At 69.9% G+C, this 17,055-nt stretch carries 19 protein-coding genes; 15 read left to right on the top strand and 4 right to left on the bottom strand.

Features of this window, described 5'->3' with window-relative positions:
• Nucleotides 1-27: 27 nt before the first annotated feature.
• Genes FXF52_RS26065 through FXF52_RS26055 form a run of 3 tightly spaced genes read right to left on the bottom strand, consistent with a single transcriptional unit; the run spans nt 28 to nt 3,871 of the window.
• A complete protein-coding gene (locus tag FXF52_RS26065; RefSeq protein ID WP_148800970.1) occupies nt 28-906 on the bottom strand; it encodes a C-terminal binding protein in 879 nt (292 codons plus the stop codon).
• A complete protein-coding gene (eno, locus tag FXF52_RS26060; protein WP_222870681.1) occupies nt 903-2,108 on the bottom strand; it encodes a phosphopyruvate hydratase in 1,206 nt (401 codons plus the stop codon). Before eno ends, FXF52_RS26065 begins: the two co-directional genes overlap by 4 nt.
• Nucleotides 2,105-3,871 carry a phosphotransferase gene (locus FXF52_RS26055; RefSeq protein WP_187413698.1) on the bottom strand — a complete coding sequence of 589 codons (1,767 nt, stop codon included), beginning with the start codon at nt 3,869-3,871 and terminating at the stop codon, nt 2,105-2,107. The genes eno and FXF52_RS26055 overlap by 4 nt, the downstream gene beginning before the upstream one ends.
• 208 nt (nt 3,872-4,079) lie before the next feature.
• Here FXF52_RS26055 and FXF52_RS26050 point away from each other — a divergent pair, with 208 nt between their 5' ends.
• From FXF52_RS26050 to FXF52_RS41830, 11 genes are all read left to right on the top strand, one after another.
• On the top strand, nt 4,080-4,997 hold the full coding sequence (locus FXF52_RS26050) for an FCD domain-containing protein (RefSeq protein WP_187413697.1): 918 nt from the start codon (nt 4,080-4,082) through the stop codon (nt 4,995-4,997).
• Nucleotides 4,998-5,099: 102 nt separating this feature from the next.
• Nucleotides 5,100-6,248 carry an acyl-CoA dehydrogenase family protein gene (locus FXF52_RS26045; protein ID WP_148800967.1) on the top strand — a complete coding sequence of 383 codons (1,149 nt, stop codon included), beginning with the start codon at nt 5,100-5,102 and terminating at the stop codon, nt 6,246-6,248.
• Complete coding sequence (locus tag FXF52_RS26040; protein WP_187413696.1) at nt 6,245-7,891, top strand: class I adenylate-forming enzyme family protein; 1,647 nt, start codon at nt 6,245-6,247, stop codon at nt 7,889-7,891. The genes FXF52_RS26045 and FXF52_RS26040 overlap by 4 nt, the downstream gene beginning before the upstream one ends.
• Nucleotides 7,892-7,929: 38 nt before the next feature.
• A complete protein-coding gene (locus FXF52_RS26035; protein ID WP_187413695.1) occupies nt 7,930-8,745 on the top strand; it encodes an enoyl-CoA hydratase/isomerase family protein in 816 nt (271 codons plus the stop codon).
• A gap of 11 nt (nt 8,746-8,756) precedes the next feature.
• On the top strand, nt 8,757-9,110 hold the full coding sequence (locus FXF52_RS26030; RefSeq protein WP_148800964.1) for a Zn-ribbon domain-containing OB-fold protein: 354 nt from the start codon (nt 8,757-8,759) through the stop codon (nt 9,108-9,110).
• Nucleotides 9,107-10,261, top strand: a complete 1,155-nt coding sequence (locus FXF52_RS26025; protein ID WP_148800963.1) for a thiolase — start codon at nt 9,107-9,109, stop codon at nt 10,259-10,261. The genes FXF52_RS26030 and FXF52_RS26025 overlap by 4 nt, the downstream gene beginning before the upstream one ends.
• 38 nt (nt 10,262-10,299) lie before the next feature.
• Complete coding sequence (gene fabG, locus FXF52_RS26020; RefSeq protein ID WP_148800962.1) at nt 10,300-11,043, top strand: 3-oxoacyl-ACP reductase FabG; 744 nt, start codon at nt 10,300-10,302, stop codon at nt 11,041-11,043.
• Nucleotides 11,040-11,480 (top strand): MaoC family dehydratase N-terminal domain-containing protein, encoded by a 441-nt coding sequence (locus FXF52_RS26015; protein WP_148800961.1) that lies wholly within the window; start codon nt 11,040-11,042, stop codon nt 11,478-11,480. The genes fabG and FXF52_RS26015 overlap by 4 nt, the downstream gene beginning before the upstream one ends.
• Nucleotides 11,477-11,884: a MaoC/PaaZ C-terminal domain-containing protein gene (locus tag FXF52_RS26010; protein ID WP_148800960.1), complete on the top strand. Its 408-nt coding sequence runs from the start codon at nt 11,477-11,479 to the stop codon at nt 11,882-11,884. Before FXF52_RS26015 ends, FXF52_RS26010 begins: the two co-directional genes overlap by 4 nt.
• 69 nt (nt 11,885-11,953) lie before the next feature.
• Entirely contained in the window at nt 11,954-12,925 is a 972-nt protein-coding gene (locus FXF52_RS26005; RefSeq protein WP_148800959.1) for a nitronate monooxygenase family protein, read from the top strand.
• 215 nt (nt 12,926-13,140) lie between these two features.
• Nucleotides 13,141-13,662, top strand: coding sequence for a helix-turn-helix domain-containing protein (locus FXF52_RS41830; RefSeq protein ID WP_187413693.1), 522 nt, complete (start codon nt 13,141-13,143; stop codon nt 13,660-13,662).
• Between the two features lie 133 nt (nt 13,663-13,795).
• Here FXF52_RS41830 and FXF52_RS41825 read toward each other — a convergent pair whose 3' ends face one another.
• On the bottom strand, nt 13,796-13,942 hold the full coding sequence (locus tag FXF52_RS41825) for a hypothetical protein (protein WP_187413692.1): 147 nt from the start codon (nt 13,940-13,942) through the stop codon (nt 13,796-13,798).
• Nucleotides 13,943-14,165: 223 nt separating this feature from the next.
• On the opposite strand from FXF52_RS41825, the gene FXF52_RS25995 reads away from it, so the two are divergent.
• From FXF52_RS25995 to FXF52_RS25980, 4 genes are all read left to right on the top strand, one after another.
• Nucleotides 14,166-14,573, top strand: a complete 408-nt coding sequence (locus FXF52_RS25995) for a helix-turn-helix transcriptional regulator (protein WP_148800958.1) — start codon at nt 14,166-14,168, stop codon at nt 14,571-14,573.
• Nucleotides 14,570-15,223, top strand: a complete 654-nt coding sequence (locus FXF52_RS25990; RefSeq protein ID WP_148800957.1) for an SRPBCC family protein — start codon at nt 14,570-14,572, stop codon at nt 15,221-15,223. Before FXF52_RS25995 ends, FXF52_RS25990 begins: the two co-directional genes overlap by 4 nt.
• Nucleotides 15,223-15,951 (top strand): DUF998 domain-containing protein, encoded by a 729-nt coding sequence (locus tag FXF52_RS25985; protein WP_148800956.1) that lies wholly within the window; start codon nt 15,223-15,225, stop codon nt 15,949-15,951. Before FXF52_RS25990 ends, FXF52_RS25985 begins: the two co-directional genes overlap by 1 nt.
• Before the next feature lie 107 nt (nt 15,952-16,058).
• Complete coding sequence (locus FXF52_RS25980; RefSeq protein WP_222870680.1) at nt 16,059-16,730, top strand: DNA alkylation repair protein; 672 nt, start codon at nt 16,059-16,061, stop codon at nt 16,728-16,730.
• Nucleotides 16,731-17,055: the final 325 nt, after the last annotated feature.

The raw sequence follows: 17,055 nt of genomic DNA, 5'->3' as shown, positions 1-17,055 counted from the left end.
CTCGCGGCACCAGCTCACTCCTCGCGCTCACCGGTCCGACCCGTCGAAGTGGTCGACCACGCTCTGCGCCGCGCGCTGGCGCAACTCCACCAGTGCCTCCTCGGAATAGAAGGCGACGTGCGGGGTGAGGATGACGTCGTCCCGCTCCCGCAGCGGATGGTCGCCTTCGAGCGGTTCGGTCGGGAAAACGTCCAGTCCCGCGCCGGAGAGCTGCCCGGAGTCGAGTGCGTCGATGACCGCCTCGACGTCGACGACGGCGCCACGCCCGGTGTTGACCAGGACCGCGCCGGGACGGACCTTGGCCAGCAGGTCGGCGTCGACGAACCGCTCGGTGTCCGGTTTGAGCGGCAGGTGCACGCAGACGATGTCCGCGTCGGTCACGTCCTCGCCCACCCGCAGGCCGAACCCACGGAGCCGGTCGGCGACGGCGCTGCCGATCCGGCCCATGCCGAGGATGGCCACCGTCGTACCGGTCAGGCGACGCAACGGCAGGGTGGCCGGTCGGGTGCCCCACTCCCCCGCCCGCAGCGCCCGGTCGTACTGGGGCAGCCGCCGCCACAGGGCCAGGGCGAGCGCGACCGTGTGCGTGGCCACCTCGTCCACGCAGTAGTCGGGTACCCGGGTGACCGCCACGCCCCGCCGCTCGCACTCGACGACGTCGATGTTGTCCAACCCCACGCCGGTGCGGGCGACCACCGAGAGCCGGTCCGAGGCAGCGATGACCCGACTGGTGACCTGCGCGAAGCAGGTCAGGATGGCATCCGCCCCGGCGGCCTCGCGTACCAGGGTCTCCTCGTCGCCCGCGGGAGCCAGCGAGACGGCGAAACCAGCCGGTCCGAGCACGGCGGCCTCGATGCTGATGTCGGGCCAGGCGATGTCAGTGATCAATACCCGTCGGTCGCTCATCGCACCCACCCCCCGTAGTGCACGTTGTCGAACGCCTCGATCTCCAGCAGCCGGTTGTACTTGGCCAGCCGCTCCGAGCGCATCACCGATCCGATCTTGATCTGACCCGCGTTCCAGCCCACCGCCAGGTCGGCGATGATGTCGTCCTCGGTGTCACCGGAGCGGGCCGACACCACGGTCGCGTACCCGTGGGCGCGCGCCTCCCGGACCGTCTCGTAGGCCTGCTTCAGGGTGCCGATCTGGTTGGGCTTGATCAGCACTGTGTTGGCGACCCCGAGACCGGCGGCCTTGCGCACCCGCACCGGGTCGGTGGCGAACAGGTCGTCGCCGACCAGCTGGATCGAGCCCAGCAGCGACGACGCCCACTGCCAACCGTCCCAGTCCTCGTCACCGAGCGGGTCCTCGATCGACACGATCGGATACTCGGCGACCCAGGCCTCGAGCAGGCTCAGGAACTCCTCCGGGCGCTCGATCTGGGTGGCCGCCACGTCGATGGCGATGCCGACCGGCTCGCCGACCCGTTCGATCGCCTCGGCCAGGATCCGCAGCGGCTCCGCGTCGTCCCCACCGAGGACCGCCAGGCCGCCCTCGTCCGCGACGAGCTTGGACATGAGCCGGCCGTAATGCTCCTCGGTCAGCTGGGCGGCGGCCCGGCGCACCTTCCAGATCACCTCGAGCGCGTCGGAGAAGGTCGGCGCGGCCAACGGAACCGCGAGGAAGTCCTGGATCCGCACGCCGCCCTCGGCGTGCCGGCCGCCGGAGAAGATGTTGACCATCGGGCAGGGCAGGCAGTAGTCGTCGCCGTCGGCGAGGTAGCGCCACAGCGGCACCCCCGCCGCCGCGGCGGCGGCCTTCGCCGCCGCCTGGGAGACGGCCAGGGTCACGTTCGACGGCCCGGACAGCCGGTCGTCGACGGTGCCGACCTGCCGCCCGACCAGGTCGGCCGCGACGACTGTGTTGATCGACTCGACCGCCTGCCGGGTGCCAAGGCCGCCGTACCGCTCACCGCCGTCGCGCAGATCCGCGACCTCGAACTGCCCGGTCGAGGCGCCGGTCGGCACCATCGAACGGCCGACGAACCCGCCCTCCAGGAAGACGGCGCAGGCCACGGTCGGGTGTGCCCGCGAGTCGAGCACCTCCCACGCCCGTATGCTGATCACGGCATGCTCGGCGGCGCCGTTCGCGGGCACTGGCTTGGTCACCAGAACGTCCTTTCATCCGGCCAAGTGGCGTCGAGTAGAAGTGCGCGTCCGACGGTGTCGAGTTTCGTGAATGACTCCGCGGTCAGGTATTCCAGCCGCGACTTGCCGTGCGTGCGGGCGAGCAGCAGCGCGCCGGTCACCTGGCGTACCCACTTCTCGTCGGCCTCCTGGTCAACGGCGCGCACCACCGCGGCGGCCCTGGCCAGGTCGGCTGCGGCCGCCGGCCGGTGCACCGATTTGGCGAACAGGTGGCTGAGCAGGAAGGCCAGGTCGAACACCGGGTCGCCGGCGTGGGCCACCTCCCAGTCGAGTACGACCACCCGCGGCTTCGGCCCGCTGCTGTCGACCAGGAGGTTCTTCGGCGACAGGTCACCGTGCACGACATGGGTCCGGGTGCTGGTCAGCCGGTCGACGACCGAGGCCAGAGCCGGTTTCAGCTCCGGGTGGCTCTTCGCCACCCACCAGAAGTACGGGTCGAGCCGCAGCCGGTGGAAGCGGTCGACGCCGCCGATGCCGTCGGTGGGCAGCAGCCGGATGACCCGCAAAGCCTCGGCGACCTGCTTGACGACCGCCAGGTCGACCCGGCCGGCCAGCAGTTGCTCCTTCCACGGGGTGCCCTGCTCGAAGCGCTGCACCAGCACATGGTGCAGCTCGTCCACGTGCAGCACGGCCGGTGCCAGCCCGCGCGCCAGCCGCATCGCGGTGGCTTCGGCGAGCACCCGGTTGGTCCCGGCCTGCCAGTCGAACGGTACGTCCAGCCGACGGCGTGGCCGCTTCACCACGGCCGGGCCGACCCGAACGACGTTCGCGGAGACACCGCCGACGAGGACGCTTCGCGGCGCGGTGTCCGGGCTGACCAGCCCTCTCCCGACGAGATAGCGCAGCCAGCCGTCCGGGTCGTCGTCGCTCGGGGGCTCGGGCGGATCGTCCCGGGCGGCGAACCATTCCGGCACGTCGACGGCCGGGCGCGGGCTCGGTTCGGGGATCGCCTGCTTCCTGCGGTACTCGGCGGCGACGCTGGCGATCGTGCGGAACTGCACGTCCGGGCACGCGGCGAACTCGCGCACCACACTCTGCACCGCGGCGAACTCCGCGTCCGGGCTGCCGCTCACGCCTGGGTGTACGACCAGCACGAGGAGCTGGTCGTCGCGCTGCCGGGCCTGCTCGAGCAGTGATCGCCAGCGGTGCGGCAGGTCGGCCGGGGTCGCCGGGTCGTCCGGGTTGAGCTGGTAGGCCCAGTAGTCCACCGCGGGCCAGACGAACGGGACGTTCACCACGCTGCTGCTGTCCAACAGCGCCGGGCCGGTGCGCGCGAGGGCCTGCGATGGAATGGAGGAATCCTCGGTGATGCCGACCTCCGCGAGCAGGTTCGGGTCGTCATCGACCAGCAGGCCGCCGGGCGCGCGGAAGCTGGGCCGGTCGACACCGGCCAGGCGCAGCGCGGCGACCCCGTCGAACAGGATGCGTCGTCGCTCGGCCCGGCTCAGTTCCGTCCAGCGTTCGTGCACCCAGCCGTGCAGGCCCACGTCGTGACCGCTGGCCAGCAGCGCGCGGATGGCCTGCGGATGGTGTAGCGCGCTCCAGCCCTCGCAGAAGAAGGTGGCCGGCGCGCCGACCTCGTCGAGCAGGCCGAGCAGGCGCGGAAACCCGATGCTCAGGTCGTGGCGACGGGAATCGGGGCTGCTGGCCCGCCCCAGCCGTACGTCGAGCGCGGCACCGAGATGGTCGAAGGTCAGGCAGACCGACACCGGCCGGGTAGTCATGGCTGATTCGACTCCTTGGTACGCCAGGGCCCGCCCGTAGCCGATTGGGCGATCGAGTTCGGTAGATTCAGTGTGCATCGCCTCGGAGGCTGCCTCAGAGGCGATGCATGAGCATGCATGCAATCACATTCTGAATGCTGGCGCAAGCATGTTAGGCTTGCCCCCGAAATGTGGCCTCGTAGCCGGCGCCGGAGAAAGGGCTAAGCAGTTGGCTCAGCACGACGCATCCGACGTCATGCAGGTGTGGCGTGAGCTGTCCCGGCGACTGCGGATCGCGCAGGAGTCGCTCGACCTGACCCTACGGGCCGCGGGCGCAGGCAGCCTCGCCGACTTCGAGGCGATCGAACTGCTGGCCACCAGCGAGGGCGGCGCCCTGCCCCAGCGGCAGGTCCAGGACGCCCTCGGCCTGAGCCAGTCCGGAACGTCGAGACTGGTCACCCGGTTGGAGAAGAGCGGCCTGCTCAAGCGCGTCACGTCGGCCGCCGACGCCCGCGCGGCAAACCTGGAGATAACCCCGGCCGGGCGAGCCGTTGTGGCACAACACCGCCTCGACTTCGAACAGCGCGCGCTCGCGGCGCTGCAGTCGCTGGCCGAGTCGCTGGCCACACCCGGCGGGTTCCCCACGCCGGCGCTGGAGCCGGCCGCCGAGCCTGGCGGCATCCTCCAGTTCGGCGAATCCCTCCTGTCGCTCGGCGCGCAGGCGGTCACCGTCGCCGACGCCATTCACGTTCGCGACGCGCTGGAGCCGCTGGTCCTCATCGAGGCAGCCCAGTACCGTACCGACGAGGACATCGCCGACTGCGAGCGGATCTTGGCCGAGATGGCCGCTCGGCTCTCCGACGCCAAGCGCTTCTACCAGGCCGACTGGTCACTGCACCGGCGGCTGGCGGGCCTGTGCCGCAACACCCTGCTGCGGACCGTCTACGAAGGCCTGCTCTCGACCCTGGAGAGCCACGTCGACGACGTCGTGCCCACCGAGGGACTGCGCGACTACCTGCGGCGGCGCCTCGTGGTGCACACCGAGATCATCGACGCCATCGCCTCCGGCCGGGTCGACCGCGTACGCGCCGCCGCCAACGCGCATGCCATCACCGGTCTGAGCGCCCACGTCGGCGTGGCCTCCTAACGGGTCCCATCGACACATCCACCCATTGCGCATGCTCAAGCATGCATAGTACGGTCAGGCTCGCACCGAAAGCTTGCTTGAGCATGCGAATGGGGTCTGCCCGTGCAGCGCACAATTTTCGACGACAGCCACCTCGCCTTCGCCCGCATGGTCCGGGACCTCCTCGACAAGGAGGTCGAGCCGTACGCGCTGGCCTGGGAAGAGGCCGAGGCGATCCCCACGTCTCTGTACCGTGCGTTCGGCGCGGCCGGCATCTTCGGCACGCAGATCCCGGAAGAGTTCGGCGGCGCCGGCGAGAGCAGCTTCACCTACAACGCCATCGTGCTGGAGGAGATCGCCCGCGGCAGCGTCGTGCTCGGGCCGGCGACCCTGCACCACAACGTCGTCATCCCGTACTTCCTGCACTACGCCACCCCCGAGCAGCAGCGCCGCTGGTTGCCCGGCATGGCCAGCGGTGAGCTGATGGGCGCCATCGCGATGACCGAACCCGGCGGCGGATCCGACCTCGCCGGACTGCGCACCACCGCCGTCCTCGAGGGCGACCACTACCGGCTCAACGGCGCCAAGACCTTCATCACCGGCGGCGCCAACGCCGGGCTGATCATCGTGGTCGCGCGTACCGGGTCCGGCCCCGACCGCCGCGACGGGCTCACCCTGCTCGTCGTGGAGAACGGGACGCCCGGCTTCGAGCGGGGCCGCAAGCTGCGCAAGCTCGGCCTGCACGCGCAGGACACCGTCGAACTGTTCTTCACCGACGTCCGGGTGCCGGTCAGCAACGTACTCGGCGAACCGGGCAGCGCGTTCCAGTACCTGACCGGCAACCTGCCCCAGGAACGCCTCGCCATCGCGGTGGGCTCGATGGCGATGGCGGAGTCCATCCTCGCCGACACCATCGCGTACGTCGGTGACCGGGAGTTGTTCGGCCAGCGCCTGTCCAGCATGCAGAACACCAAGTTCGTCCTCGCCGGGCTCGCCACCCAGATCGAGGCCGGCCGCTGCCTGGTCGACCGGGCCATCAGCGAGCACGACAACGGGACGCTCACCGGCGCCGACGCCGCCAAGGTGAAGCTGTTCGCCACCGAGTTGCAGAGCCGGGTCGCCGACGAGTGCCTGCAACTCTTCGGCGGGTACGGCTACATGACCGAATACCGCATCGCCCGCCGGTTCACCGACGCCCGGATCACCCGGGTGTACGGCGGCTCCAGCGAGATCATGAAGACCATCATCGCCAAGTCGATGGGGCTGCGGTGAGCGCGCCGGTGGGCTGGCCCGAGCACCTGCCGGCCCAGCTCGACATCCCGGACTCGACCGTGCTCGCCGTGCTGGCCGGCTCGGCCCGCCGCTACCAGGACCGGCCCGCCCTGCGCTTCGCCGACGCCGAGCTGAGCTTCGCCCGGCTCCACCAGCGGGCCTGCGGGATCGGGCAGCTCCTCGCCGACGCCGGCATCGGCCGCGGCGGCATGGTCGCCATCCACCTCGGCAACGGCCTGGACTATCCGCTCTGCTACTTCGGCATCCTGCTGTCCGGCGCGGCCGCCGCTCCCCTGTCGCCGATGCTGACCCCCGCCGACACCGCCCGCCAGCTCGCCGACTCCGGCGCCCGGGCGATCATCACGGACGCGGCCGGTGATCCGCTGTCCGGCACCGGGCGCGACGGGGTGGTCCGACTGGTGCTGCTCGACGAGGACGCACAACCGGCCCGACGCATCACCATCGGAGCGCCCGCGGCCGCGGATCCCCCGCCAGTGCGCCTCACCGGCGACGACACCGCACACCTCGTCTTCTCCGGCGGCACCACCGGCCGCCCCAAGGCCGTCGTCATCAGCCACCGCAACCTGCTCGCCGAGACGGTGCAGTACGCCTGCTGGCGTACCGGGGCGGTACCCGGGACGGACGACGAGGGCGGGATCGTGCTGCGGCCGGTGCCCGGCGACTTCCTGCTCCGGCCGGGCGAGGCGACCGCGCTCACCGCCGCACCGCTGTTCCACTCCATGGGGCTGGTCGGGCTCAGCCAGCACGTGGCGTCCGGAACCACCCTCGTGACGATGCCCCGCTTCGAGCCCCACCAGTTCCTCGACCTGGTCGAGGCGTACCAGGTCGAGCATCTGCTCGGCGCGCCGTCGATGTTCCACGCGATCCTGGAGTGCCCGACCCTCGCGGGCCGCGACCTGCGCAGCGTGCGCGCGATCGGCTGCGCCTCGGCACCGGTGCCGGTGCCGTTGACTCAGCGGCTGGAGGCGGTGTTCAGCAACGCCCGGGTACGCCAGTCGTATGGGCTAACCGAGGCCACCCTGGTCGCCACTGCACCGCCGTACACCGAGTCCGCGCCGGACAGGTTCGACAGCTGCGGAGTGCCGTTGCCCGGCACCGAGGTGTCGGTGCGGGACGCCGACGGCAACCCGGTGCCCGACGGCACCGTTGGTGAGCTGTGGATCCGTGGCCCGCAGGTGTCCGCCGGCTACCTCAACCGCCCCGAGGAGACCGCCGCGACGTTCGTGGACGGCTGGCTGCGCACCGGCGACCTGGGTCGCCGCGATGCCGACGGCTACCTGGCCATCGTCGGCCGGATCAAGGACATGCTGATCTACAAGGGCTACAACGTCTATCCACGCGAGCTCGAAGAGATCATGCTGCAGCACGAGTGCGTAGCCCACGCCGCCGTGGTCGGCCGTCCCGACGAGCACGCCGGCGAGATTCCGGTCGGCTTCGTCGTGTTGCGCACGCCGTGCCAGCCCGACGAGGTGATGGCGTTCGTCAACGCGCAGGTCGCACCGGTCAAGCGGCTACGGGAGCTGCACGTCGTCAGCACGCTGCCACTGTCGGGCGTCGGCAAGATCCTCAAGACCGAACTCCGCGCCATGCTGGACCGGATCCCGCCGACGGTGACCGCATGAGCGAGCGGCAGCGAGCGAATCATCAACACAGTGCGGCGGTGCCTCATGCCGACGCCACGCGGAGCGAGGTGGCGGGCATCAGCGCCCAGAGCGCCGAACTGCTGTGCACCGACGACGCGGGCGTCCGCTGCGTGACCCTCTCGCATCCGACGCGGCGCAACGCCCTCGACGATGACGCCCGCGCCCGGCTGCTGGCCCTGCTCCAGCGGGCGTTCGCCGACCCGGCCATCCGGGTCCTGGTCATCACCGGCGCTGCCGGAACGTTCAGCGCCGGTGGCGACCTGCGCGCCATGTCCACCGACCCGGCGGTGGCCGCCCCGCGACTGGAGGTCGCGGGCGACATCATCCGGGCCATAGCCGCGGCGCCAATCCCGGTACTCACCGCGGTCGAGGGGCAGTGCTACGGCTTCGGCCTGGCGCTCGCCGCGGCCAGCGACCACATCATCGCCGGTGCCACGGCGAGTTTCTGCTGCCCGTTCCCGAGGGTAGGCCTCGCGGCGGACGGCGGCCTGCACCACACCCTGGCCGCCCGGGTCGGGCGGGGCCGAGCCGCACAGATGCTCATGTTCGCCGAGCCCGTCGACACCCGGCTGGCCGCCGAATGGGGGCTGATCGACCAGGCCACCAACGACGGTGAGGCCCTGCCGACGGCGCTGGAACGGGCACGCACCCTCACCGCCCGGGCGCCACTGTCGCTGTCGACCGCCAAGCGGCTCCAGGCCGACCTCGCCGGCTTGGACGCGGCGTTGCGGGCCGAGGCCACGGCGCAGCTCGACCTGATCACCAGCGACGACTTCGCGGAAGGCGTGGCGGCCTTCCTGGCCAAGCGTCCAGCCACCTTTCACGGCCGTTAGGGAAACCCATCATGGACAGTCCGCACCACCGGTACCTGTCGGGATTGCAGCAACGCGAACTGCGCTACCAACGCTGCTCCGCCTGTGCCCGGACCCAGTTCTACCCGCGCACGCTGTGCAGACACTGCGGCAGCGCCGAGCTGGACTGGCTGACCTCCTCCGGCGACGGCGTGGTGTATTCGGTGACCTGGTTGTACGCAAAGGACACTCCACCCAGCAACATCGCCCTCATCGATGTGGCGGAAGGGTTCCGGATGATGAGCACGGTGACCGGGGTGCCGACCGATGTACCGCTGATCGGGCGAGCGGTACGCGCCGCCATTGCCGACGACGCCGTGGTGCGGTTCGAGCTGGTGGCGCCATGACCGACTCGCTCCGTGGCACGACGGCCGTCGTCGGGGTCGCCGAATCGCAGCTCGGCCTGGTCGCTCCCGGGCTGACTCCGCTCGACCTGATGGGTCAGGCCAGTCACGCCGCCCTCGCCGAGGCGGGCCTGACCACCCGGGACGTGGATGGGCTGTTCACGGCCTCCTCCGTGTATCCGGCAGCCGGTCTGGACACCGCCGAGTACCTGGGTATCCAACCCCGGTACATCGACGGGACGGTGGTCGGCGGCAGCTCGTTCGTCTCGCACGTGCTGCACGCCGCAGCAGCGCTGCGGGCCGGCCTCTGCGAGGTGGCCCTGGTGACGTACGCCAGCACCCAGCGGTCGAACGCCGGCAAGCTGGTCGCCCGCACCCAGCTCAACGCGTACGAGGCACCGTACGGCCCGCGTTTCCCGGTCTCCATGTATGCCCTCGCCGCCGCCCGGCACATGCACGAGTTCGGCACCACCCGCGAGCAGCTCGCCGACGTCGCCGTCGCCGCGCGCGAGTGGGCGCGGCTCAACCCGAAGGCGTTCAGCCGTGACCCGTTGACCCGCGAGGACGTGATCAACGCTCGGATGGTCAGCTCGCCACTAACCGTGCGGGACTGCTGCCTGGTCACCGACGGTGGCGGTGCGGTGGTGCTGACCCCCGCGGAACGCGCCCGGGACCTGCCCCGCCCGCCGGTCTACCTGCTCGGCGCCGGTGAGGCCACCGACCACGCCACGATCAGTCAGATGCCCGACCTGACCACCACCTCGGCGGTGCAGTCCGGTCGGCGCGCGTACGACATGGCGGGACTGTCGGCATCGGACATCGACGTGGTGCAGCTCTACGACGCGTTCACCATCAACCCGATCCTGTTCCTAGAGGACCTCGGGTTCTGCGCCAAGGGCGAGGGCGGCGCGTTCGTGGCCGACGGGCAGATCGCTCCCGGCGGCGTACTCCCGGTGAACACCAACGGCGGCGGCCTGTCGTACTGCCACCCCGGCATGTACGGGATCCTCCTGATCATCGAGGCCGTCCGGCAGCTCCGCGGCGAATGCGGCGACCGGCAGGTGCCCGATGCCCAGACCGCCCTCACCCACGGCAATGGCGGGGTGCTCTCCAGCCAGGTCACCGCCATCTTCGGCACCGAAGCCACCGTCTGAACACGTCACCGCCAAGCACCAGCGAAAGGAACACGCGCATGGCCCTACTCGAAGGACGCAGCGTCGCCCTCACCGGCGGCGCGCAGGGAATCGGCTTTCAGATCGCCAAGGTCGCCGCAGTCAACGGCGCCCACGTCTACCTGTCCGACCTCACCGTCGACGCCGCCCAGGCTGCCGCCGCCGAACTGTCCGCGGACGGCACCCCCGTGGTCGGCCTCGGCTGCGACGTGACCTCCCCAGAGCAGTACCGGGCGCTGGTCGACCGGGTGGTCGGTGAGCGTGGACGACTGGACGTGATCATCAACAACGCCGGCATCACCCGCGACGCGATGCTGCACAAGATGACCCTCGACGACTTCGACGCGGTCGTCGCCGTACACCTCAAGGGCTGCTGGCTCGGCACCAAGGCCGCGGCCGAGGTCATGCGCGAGCAGCGGTCCGGATCCATCGTCAACATTTCGTCGCTGGCCGGCAAGGTCGGCAACATCGGCCAGACCAACTACGCCGCAGCGAAGGCCGGCATTGTCGGCCTGACCAAGGCCGCCGCGAAGGAGCTGGCCGGCCGCAACGTCCGGGTGAACGCGATCCAGCCCGGCATCATCCGTACGGCGATGACCGCGGCGATCCCGGCCGAGGCCCTCGCGGCCAAGGCCCGCGAGATCCCGTTGCAGCGCATGGGCGAGCCGGTCGAGGTCGCCAACGTCGCGTTGTTCCTGGCCAGCGACCTTTCCTCGTACATGACCGGGGCGGTGCTCGAAGTGGCCGGTGGACGGTTCATGTGAAAGGCACCCCGCGCCACCTCCAAGAGCCCTACGAGGTTTCCCGTGAGGTGATCCGGGAGTTCGCGCGGGCGGTGCTCGCCGACGACCCGGTGCACTTCGACGTGGCAGCGGCCCGGGCCGCCGGCCACCGCGACCTGGTCGCCCCGGCGACCTTCGCCGCCGCGTTAGCGCTGCGGTTCTCCCAGCCGGTCCGCCGCGACCCCGGCCTCGGTCTGGACCTGACCCGGATGGTGCACGGTGGGCAGACCAGCTTCCTGCACGGCTCGCTCTGCGCCGGTGACCGGCTGGCGGCCGAGACCCGCATCGCCGAGCTGCGGGCCGCCGGCCGGCACGTCCGCATCCAGACCGTCACCTCGATGCGCGCCGTCAACGGACCGTTCGAAGCCACCATCACCCACACCTGCCTGATCCTCGACGCAGTGGGGGACCTGACATGAGCCTCTCCGTTGGTACCACGTTCGCGCCGGTCGAGTTCGAGGTCACCCGGCAGGCGCTGGTCCGCTACGCCGGTGCCTCCGGCGACTTCAACCAGATCCACTACAACGACACGGCCGCCATGGCGGCCGGACTCCCCGGTGTCATCGCCCACGGCATGCTCACCCTGGCGCTGGCGAACCAGGCGCTGTGCCGGTGGCTGGGCTCCGCGACCGCGGTCATCGAGCTGACCAACCGATTCACCTCGATGGTGACCGTGCCCGGTGCTGGCAGCGCCACGGTGACGGTGACTGGTGCGGTGACGCGCAGCGCCGACGACGAGGCGGAGATCGAACTGTCGGTCACTGCGGGCGGCCGTGAGGTGTTGGGCGCCTCGGTCGCCCGCGTCCGGTATCCCGCGCCCTGATCCACCAGGGTCCGCCATCGTCGGCACCCACCGCCCACGGCATCGAAAGCCCGCCCGGAAGGAACCGCAGTGATCAGGAACGCCTTCACCGAGGCCTTCGGAATCCAGCACCCGATCGTGCAGGGCGGCATGCAGTGGGTGGCGACCGCGAAGCTCGCCGCTGCCGTGTCCAACGCCGGTGGCCTCGGTCTGATCAGCGCGCTCACCCAACCGACCCCACAGCACCTCGTGGACGAGATCGCCCGGTGCCGAAAGCTGACCGACAAGCCGTTCGGGGTCAACCTCACCATCCTGCCGTCGATCTCGCCGCCTCCGTACGCGGAGTACCGGCAGGCCATCATCGATTCCGGGGTCACCATCGTGGAGACCGCCGGATCGAATCCCGCGCCACATGTAGCCGCCTTCAAGGAGGCGGGGGTGCGCGTGCTGCACAAGTGCACGAGCGTCCGGCACGCGGTCAAGGCGCAGTCGCTTCAGGTCGACGCCGTAAGCGTCGACGGCTTCGAGTGCGCCGGGCACCCGGGTGAGGACGACGTGCCCGGGCTCGTGCTGATTCCGGCGGCCGTTCGGAAGCTTACGATCCCGGTGGTGGCGTCGGGCGGATTCGCCGACGCGCGCGGCCTGGTCGCCGCGCTCGCGCTGGGGGCGTCCGGCATCAGCATGGGTACCCGGTTCATGTGCACCGTCGAGTCGCCGATCCATCAGCACATCAAGGAGGCGATCGTCCAAGCCTCCGAGCGGGACACCGAGCTGATCTTCCGAACGCTGCGCAACACTGCGAGAGTCGCGGCCAACACCGTCAGCCGCAAGGTGGCCCAGATCCTCGCCGAGGGCGGACAGTTCGAGGAGGTCCGGGAACTGGTCGCGGGTAGCCGAGGTCGCCGGGTCTACGAACTGGGAGATCCGGACGCCGGGATCTGGACGGTCGGACAGGTCCAAGGACTGATCGAGGACATTCCGACCTGCGCCGAACTCATCAACCGCATCCTGCGAGACACGAGAGCGATGGTGACCGATCACCTGCCCGCGTTGATGCGTTAGCACGACCTCGGCGAGGTTGCGCCGTCCGACGTCGGCTCGCCAACACCGAGTGCGGCTCGAAAACGCGGTTCGGCCTTCTGGAGTGCCGTTCTGTGCGAGTTCGCGCCTGGCGCGGCCGGCATGCTCGTCGGCATGAGCGCGTCGTTGCTGTACCTGCTGCTTCGCCTGATCCTGCAGATGCTGTCCCAGATCGCCGGCGGCGGTGGGCCAAAGATGTGGAGATCCTGGTGCTGCGCCATCAGGTGGCGGTGCTGCGCCGGCAGGTGACCCGCGCCGATCTGCAACCAGCCGACGGGGTGGTGCTGGCGGCGCTGTCGCGGCTGCTGCCCCTCCCGCGCTGGTCGGCCTTCTTCGTCACCCCGGCCACGTTGTTGCGGTGGCATCGTGAACTGATTGCCTGGCGGTGGACGTATCCGCGTGCCCGGCCGGGCCGACAACCTGTCAACGCACAGGTCCGCGACCTGGTGCTGCGACTCGCGGCTGAGAACCCATCATGGGGGCACCGCCGGATCCAGGGAGAGGAGAACTGCTCGGCCTTGGCTACCAGATCGCGGCCAGCACAGATCCTCAACCGGGCCGCCATCGATCCGGCCCCCTGGCGGTCTTCGCGGTATGTGCGATCAGTCGCACCACGCGCCGCCCACCTCGGGGCTCGCCCAGGTGTTTCAGCCGGGTGCTCGCCGCATGCCAGCCATGCTGGCGCCCACACGGGCCATTTCGCCGACTCCCTTTGCTGATCTCGCCAAGGGGATGCCACGTCGCCCAGCACATGCGCCTCCCGGCGGATCGACGCGATTGGCCATGGCTCCCGTTGCGCTAACACCACCGATCCGCAACGTGCGGGGCTCGCCGGGACTGCGGGAACGTGCATCAGACGACCACCGCTGGCACCGCCGGCATCGTCCCGGGCATCGACCTCCACCAGTTGGCGGCCGTGGCGTGCTGACGCTGGCCGATCGAGCCGGCGCCGAACAGGCCCAGCAGGAGCAGGAGGCCGCCCACGACTGACGGCGCCACGCAGTGATCCGGGCACGTGGGCGGCGACATCAAGCATCGCTGACCGGAGTCTTCGCTCGGTCGATCCTGATGTTCTTCACCGTGCGCCCCAGCCGCCTTCAGGGTTGGCGGACCGGACGCGACGGGCGTCGAGGGAACTGTCCGTCTGCATGTGGACGGCGAACCACCGCCATAGTCTCACTAAGCCTTGACTTAATTAAGCTGTGGCTGAGATAGTCCATTGGTGCACGCGTTCGATGTCCTCGGCGACCCGGTGAGGCGCCGAATACTGGAACTGCTCGCCGACGGCGAACAGGCCGCCGGGGCCGTCAGCGAGGTGATCCGGGCGGAGTTCGGCATCTCACCACCGGCGGTGTCGCAGCACCTGCGAGTGCTGAGGGAGTCGGGTTTCGTCACCGTCCGTCCGGACGGTACGCGCCGCCTCTACGCCGTGGAGGCAGCGCCTCTGCAGGAGGTCGACATCTGGCTGGAGCGCTTCCGGCAGTACTGGAGCCAGCGCCTGGACGCGTTGGCCACCGAACTCGCCCGTGGCAAACGCCAACGCCGCCAACAGCACGACAACCATAGAAACGCTGCCGAGTCACCGGATCGCCGTCGGGCAGCCGAGTCAGATAGCGAGGAATCAACGTGATCGACATCGTCAACCAGGTCAACGCCACCCACCGGGAGATCGGCAAGCAGGCGGTTGCCACCGGCGCAGGGCGATCGCTGCTGCTGCGGCGGGTCTACGACGCCCCGATCGAGGACGTCTGGAGCGCCTGCACCGACCCGGAGCGGCTCAGCCGCTGGCTGGGCCCGATCGAGGGTGACCTGCGGGTCGGCGGCACGTTCCAGCTCAAGGACAACGCCGGCGGCGAAATCCTGCGCTGCGAGGAACCCCGTCTGATCAAGGTGACCTGGGTCCTCGGCGAGGGCATGCCGACCGAGGTCGAGGTGCGCCTGGCGCCCGGCGACGACGGCCGCACCGTCTTCGAACTGGAGCACGCCTCACCCGCCGAGATCGTTGACGAGTTGGTGCGCACCTACGGTCCCGGTGGCACGATCGGCATCGGCGGCGGCTGGGACCTCGCGCTACTCGGCCTCGACATGTTCCTCAACGGCGTGAGTTTCGACTGCGCCACCTGGGAGGACACGCCCGAGGCGAAGGAGTTCGCCACCCGCAGCTGCCACGCCTGGGCTCCCGCCATCCAGACTGCCTGGGGAACCAGCGACGACGACATCGCCGCGGCCGTCGCGTTCGCGGTACAGCACTTCGCCCCCGAGACCAGCGCCGACCGCTGATGACCCACGATGCCACCACCGCCGCCGGCAGGGCGCCCGGTGCCGCCGCTGGGTCGACAAAAACGCTGCTGACCTGCGGCGTCGTCGCCGGACCGCTGTACGTCGTCGTAGTCGTCCTGCAGATACTCACCAGGGACGGATTCGACATCAGCCGGCACCCGGCCAGCATGCTGAGCAACGGCGGCCAAGGATGGATCCAGATCGCCAACTTCGTGGTCAGCGGTCTGCTGTTCGTGGCGTGTGCGACCGGGCTGCACCGGGTCCTCGGCCCGGCAGCGCGGCCGGGCGGTACCTGGGGACCACGGTTAATCGGTGCCTTCGGTGCCGGGATGCTGGGCGCGGCCACCTTCTCCGCCGACCCCGCCGACGGCTTCCCACCGGGCACACCGACCGGCCCTCCCACCACGATGAGCTGGCCCGCAGCGGTGCACTTCCTGGTTGCCGGAATCGCCTTTCTCGCGCTCGTCGCCGCGTGCTTCGTCTTCGCCCGGCGGTTCGGCGCGACCGGCCGTCGCGCCTGGGCGGCCTTCAGCGGCGTAACCGGCGCGACCTTCCTCGCCAGCTGGAGCTTGATCTTCGCGCTGCAGGGATCACGCCCGGCCAACGTCGCCTTCGCCCTCGCGATCGCCCTCGCCCTGGCATGGGCGTCGCTGCTTGCCGCGCACCATCGGACCCCAACCGGCGCCAGGGTGAAACCGAGCGGCACCACCGGCGCGCAGCCCCAGTAAGTGCGCCGAGCGGTCGCGCCCGGCCCACAGCGAACGCCGACCGACGCGGACGAACACCGGATGGCACCCGCTGCGCGAGTGACCTACGTGATAGACAGGAGAATGAGGTGGCTGAGACGACGGTGGCCGAGGTGATGGCCGAGTTGGCCGCGCTCGAGGACCCGAAGACACGCGAGGTGAACGAGAAGCACGGTGACGATCACGGCGTGAACCTCAGCAAGCTGCGCGCGCTCGCGAAGCGGCTGAAGACGCAGCAGGACCTCGCGTGCCGGCTCTGGGAGACGGATGACACTGCGGCGAGACTGCTGGCGATCCTGATCTGTCGCCCGAAGGCGTTCGAGCGTGACGAGTTGGACGTCATGGTGCGCGAGGCGCGCGTGCCCAAGGTGCACGACTGGCTCGTGAGCTACGTGGTGAAGAAGAACCCGCACTCCGAAGAGTTGCGCCTGGCCTGGTCCGCCGATCCGGATCCGGTGGTCGCGAGTGCCGGCTGGGCGCTGACCACCGAACGCGTGACGAAGCAGCCCGCGGGCCTCGACCTCGCAGGACTGCTCGACGTCATCGAGGCGGAGATGAAAGACGCCCCGGATCGCCTGCAGTGGGCGATGAACCACTGCATGGCTCAGATCGGGATCGACCACGCCGAGCACCGCGCCCGTGCAATCGACATCGGTGAGCGCCTGGAGGTGCTCAAGGACTACCCGACTTCCCCGGGCTGCACGTCTCCGTTCGCGCCCATCTGGATCACTGAGATGGTGCGCCGACAGCACGACAAGTAGGAAGGTTCCTACCCACGCTCGTGCGACCCCTCCGAACGCGGCAACACGATCGACAGACGTTGGCTATCGAGGCGACCAACGTGCCCGGCTTGACAGCGAACAGGAAATCAAGCGGACCACAATGATCGGGAATGTCGCGTTTGAAGCCAGTTTGCGTTCGCGCCCCGCATCACGGAGCCATAACTCGCTACCCTCGGAGCCGATTTCGCGGAGGAAGTAGATCTTGTCCTGCGAAACCCAGGCTACTTTGTTCACCCACGGCCGCCCTAACGCTGACGGTGTGCAACCGCCCACAGCCACAAGACGCGCACACCGCCAGCGTTAA

It is taken from the genome of Micromonospora sp. MP36, from assembly GCF_008119785.1.
Taxonomy (GTDB): Bacteria; Actinomycetota; Actinomycetes; order Mycobacteriales; family Micromonosporaceae; genus Micromonospora.
This window is presented reverse-complemented; position numbering and strand designations above follow the sequence as displayed.

Coding starts and splice junctions, on each gene's coding strand:
- FXF52_RS26065 (WP_148800970.1), bottom strand. CDS start 906: ATGAGCGACCGACGGGTATTGATCACTGACATCGCCTGGCCCGACATC.
- FXF52_RS26055 (WP_187413698.1), bottom strand. CDS start 3,871: ATGACTACCCGGCCGGTGTCGGTCTGCCTGACCTTCGACCATCTCGGT.
- fabG (WP_148800962.1), top strand. CDS start 10,300: ATGGCCCTACTCGAAGGACGCAGCGTCGCCCTCACCGGCGGCGCGCAG.
- FXF52_RS26030 (WP_148800964.1), top strand. CDS start 8,757: ATGGACAGTCCGCACCACCGGTACCTGTCGGGATTGCAGCAACGCGAA.
- FXF52_RS26025 (WP_148800963.1), top strand. CDS start 9,107: ATGACCGACTCGCTCCGTGGCACGACGGCCGTCGTCGGGGTCGCCGAA.
- FXF52_RS25985 (WP_148800956.1), top strand. CDS start 15,223: ATGACCCACGATGCCACCACCGCCGCCGGCAGGGCGCCCGGTGCCGCC.
- FXF52_RS26010 (WP_148800960.1), top strand. CDS start 11,477: ATGAGCCTCTCCGTTGGTACCACGTTCGCGCCGGTCGAGTTCGAGGTC.